Consider the following 3,742-nt stretch of genomic DNA (forward strand, 5'->3'; position numbering starts at 1 on the left):
TCCTGCCGACGCGCTGGGAGCGCATCTCGCGCGTCGTGCCGGCGACCATCTCCTCGACCGTGACGGGCATGACCATCATCGCCATCGGCGAGGGCCTTGTGCTTGGCATCGCCTATTGGCTCGCCGGCGTGCCGTCGCCGGTGACACTTGGCGCGCTCACCGGCATCATGGCGCTGATCCCCGGCGGCGCGCCACTCTCCTTCACCCTGGTCTCGATCTACCTCGCGGCCAGCGGCAAGCTGTTCGCCGGCCTTGCGCTGTTCACATGGGGCGCGGTCGAGCTCTTCATCGTCGACAAGACGCTGCGGCCCAAGCTGGTGGGCGGGCCGATCAAGCTGCCTTTCCTGCCGACCTTTTTCGGCCTGATCGGCGGCGTCAAGACGATGGGCTTCCTCGGCCTGTTCATCGGCCCGGTGCTGATGGCCCTGCTCGTCGCCATCTGGCGCGAATGGCTGCGCGAGGTGGAATTGATGGACGAGACTCCCCCGGTCGCCGATCACACCGGCGCGCCGTCCCAGATCGAGGCGGCGGCCGAGCCAAGGAAGATTCAGGCCGGGTGAACCACGGCAAGCGCCGCCCGCCTCTTGCGGCCCTCATGCAATTGCCACAGCGAATGCGCCACCAGCGTCACGATCAGGATCGTGCCGCCGATCAGGCTGTTGCGCGTGGGAGCCTCGGCGAAGATCAGCCAGACCCAGATCGGCGCCAGCACGGTCTCCAGAAGATAGAACATCGCCACCTCCGGCCCCGAAATGTATTTCGGCCCATTGGCCAGGCAGAAGAACGAGATCGGCATGATCACGGCGCCGTTGAAGATGATCCACCACGGTGCGTTCACGTGGAATCCTTCGCCCGAAACCATGAAGGCGGCGAGCGCCAGCGGCAGGATGACGCCGACCAGCCCGGTGAAGCCCATGTCCTTGCCGCTGGCGCGCGAGATGGTGATGGCGAGCGCAACGAAGAAGGCCGAGCAAAGCGCCATGAAATCGCCGAACAGATGCCCGGTTCCGACCGAGCCGCCGACAATGATCAGCACGCCGAGGATCATCGCCAACATGGCGATTACGGTCGCAATCTGCGGTCTTTCCTTGAGGAAGAGCCACGACAGCAGCGCCGCGAAAACGGTGTTGAAGGCCAGGATGAAGACAAGGTCGGCGGTCGAAGTATGATAGACGGCCGTGACGAAGCTTATGCCGGTCAAACCGTAGCAGACAGCAACGGCAAGTCCCGACCAGCCCGGGATGAGCTTCGGCGCGTTCCTGTCCAGCGACCTCCAGATCGCCCACATCACCAGCCCCGCCAGCAAGGTGGTGCCGGTTCGCAGCAGCATGATCGTCCAGGGTGCGCCGTCGGCAAGCCGGATCAGCGGTATGTCGACGGTCAGCGTGAGGCCACCGATGGCGGTGATCAGCAGACCTTTTTGGTGGTCGGTATGGGTGGGCATGCGGGCAATCTCGCAAGCAACTTGAGGGGACGCAAAGCGGCCGTGACGCGGTCGTTCCAGCCTGCCGGCCGAAAGACCAGCGTCCTCCTCCTTGAAACAGTTTAAGGGTGAAGCGTTGGGCGGCTCAGCGACTGACCGCTTCGTGGTCGTAGCGTTCCCAGCCCTTCGGGCCGAGATGCTCCTGCGGCATGAATCGCATCTTATAGTTCATCTTGCGCGAGCCGTTGACCCAGTAGCCGAGATAGACGTGGGGCAAGCCCATCGCCTTGGCACGGGCGATGTGGTCGAGGATCATGAAGGTGCCGAGCGAACGGTCCTCGAGGTCGGGATTGAAGTAGGAATAGACCATCGACAGGCCGTCGGCCATCTTGTCGGTGAGCGCCACGGCGATCAGTTCGCCCTGGCCTTTGCCGGTTATGAAGGTATCAGGACCACGACGCCGGTATTCGATGATCTTGGTGTCGACATGCGTGTCCTCCACCATCATCGCATAGTCGAGCACGGTCATGTCCGACATGCCGCCACGGCGATGGCGGGCGTCGAGATAGCTGCGGAAGAGAGAGTATTGCTCGGTCGAGGGCTGCGCGTCATGCATGGCGCCGACGAGATCGGCATTGTGCTGGATGACGCGGCGCATGTTGCGGCTGGGATCGAATTCCTGCGCCAGGATGCGCACCGACACGCAGGCGCGACAGGACTCGCAAGCCGGACGGTAGGCGATGTTCTGCGAGCGCCGGAAGCCGCCTTGCGTCAGCAGGTCGTTCATCTCCGGCGCCTTGTCGCCGACAAGGTGCGTGAACACCTTGCGCTCGAACTGTCCCTCCAGGTAGGGACACGGCGACGGCGCGGTCAGGAAGAACTGCGGCGACTGTGTCGGATGCTGCGTCATCTAATCTTGGAAACGCTCCTGCGAATCGCCCTACCTTTGGCCCGGCCGGCGAAAAATTCAACAGGATTGTGCGGGCGCGGCGGCCCAAGCCTGTTCATATTTGGGCACAGGCGGCGCGGCGGTTCGATGGACGCGACCCTGGACACCGTCAGATGTCGGTGCGGGTGACCACGGTGCCGAGCAAAAGGTCGTGCAGCGTGCGCTTGCGGTCGGAAAACAGCGTGACCAGCAGCACCAGCGGCGTCACGATGACGTTGCCTGCCCAGAACAGAACGGAATGCACCACCGCCGTCATGCCGTCGATACGGCTGCCGTCGAGCTTCTCCAGGCGGATGCCCATGATCTTCATGCCGGTCGTCGCTTGGTCGCGGCTGCCCAAGGTATTCCAGATGTAGAGGATGGCGACCATCGGCACCAGCACCGAAAACAGCGCCCAGCCGAGGCCGAAGGTCAAAAGCCCGAGAATGGCCACCAGTATGGCAAAGGGAATGGTCAGCAGCGCGACGAAGAAATAGTCGAGCAGGAAGGCAAAGATCCGCCTTGTCCTCACCCCGCGATAGGCGCGGGTGTCATCGAACCTGGTCGTAATGATCTCACCATCCAAAACGCGTGCGTTCATGTCCGTTCCTCGATCGCCGCATCCGCATAAGGATGCCTGCCGCATTCTCAAATGGTGAGAGTGGCCCGGAATTCAAGGAACGTGCCAGCGGGCGGGCGGCGTGATCTCAGAAAATGCCGGGACAGAGCCTGTAGCGAACCCGCCCGAGATAGTGGCGATATTCTTCCGTCAGCTGCCGCACGTAGCGGTAGGCCCCCGCCGGTGACGACGCCGCGATTGGCGGGCAGGATGGCGAAGGAGCGGCCGAGCGACATCTTGCCCCAGATCACCAGCCACAAAGCCAGCAACTGCAGTGGCGCCGCGATAGACAACGGAATGATTGCGGCGCCCTCCTGAAGCGAGACGAAGCCCGAGCCGAAACCCGCTGTCAGCGAAATGAATACCGTGAAAGGACTCCAGTCGCGGACAATCGGCCGCCGCGCCAGAAGCAGCCAGATGAAGGTAAGCGTCTCGGAGATCGTCAGCAGCAGGACGTGGAGGCGGCCCGGATCGACGATGACGTTGTTCATGCCGCGATAGACGAAGATCGCGGCGACGAGCAGCGCGATGAAACGAAACAGGCCTTCACGCCGATCCACGAAGAAGGGGTGGGCCTGTAGGTCAGACAGGAATCCAGTCGCTGTGCCAGGCAAGGTATCGCTTTTGGACATGAAAACTCAGCCACCCCCGTGGTTCCCTCGTTTATCACCATTGCACGCAAGCGTTGCCGTCGGGTCAAGTTCACGGTTCATACGGCCGCTTCTTACAGATTTTCCGCGGTAGGCAGACGCGATAGGCAGTTGAATATGAC

Annotated in this window: 5 protein-coding genes; 1 reads left to right on the top strand and 4 read right to left on the bottom strand. The window is 62.6% G+C overall.

Features of this window, described 5'->3' with window-relative positions; all coding sequences use genetic code 11:
• Positions 1–560 (top strand): AI-2E family transporter (locus tag EOA28_RS28340; RefSeq protein ID WP_148670897.1); only part of this gene is annotated, 560 nt, incomplete at its 5' end.
• Here EOA28_RS28340 and EOA28_RS28345 read toward each other — a convergent pair.
• From EOA28_RS28345 to EOA28_RS28360, 4 genes are all read right to left on the bottom strand, one after another.
• Complete coding sequence (locus tag EOA28_RS28345; RefSeq protein ID WP_127252979.1) at positions 548–1,444, bottom strand: DMT family transporter; 897 nt, start codon at positions 1,442–1,444, stop codon at positions 548–550. The two genes, EOA28_RS28340 and EOA28_RS28345, sit on opposite strands and share 13 nt — an antisense overlap.
• A gap of 124 nt (positions 1,445–1,568) precedes the next feature.
• Positions 1,569–2,333 carry an arginyltransferase gene (locus EOA28_RS28350; protein WP_042640082.1) on the bottom strand — a complete coding sequence of 255 codons (765 nt, stop codon included), beginning with the start codon at positions 2,331–2,333 and terminating at the stop codon, positions 1,569–1,571.
• 148 nt (positions 2,334–2,481) lie between these two features.
• A complete protein-coding gene (locus tag EOA28_RS28355; protein ID WP_127253475.1) occupies positions 2,482–2,952 on the bottom strand; it encodes an RDD family protein in 471 nt (156 codons plus the stop codon).
• Between the two features lie 47 nt (positions 2,953–2,999).
• Positions 3,000–3,602 carry a hypothetical protein gene (locus tag EOA28_RS28360; protein ID WP_245463288.1) on the bottom strand — a complete coding sequence of 201 codons (603 nt, stop codon included), beginning with the start codon at positions 3,600–3,602 and terminating at the stop codon, positions 3,000–3,002.
• Positions 3,603–3,742: the final 140 nt, after the last annotated feature.

This window comes from Mesorhizobium sp. M2A.F.Ca.ET.067.02.1.1, assembly GCF_004023285.1.
Lineage (GTDB): Bacteria > Pseudomonadota > Alphaproteobacteria > Rhizobiales > Rhizobiaceae > Mesorhizobium.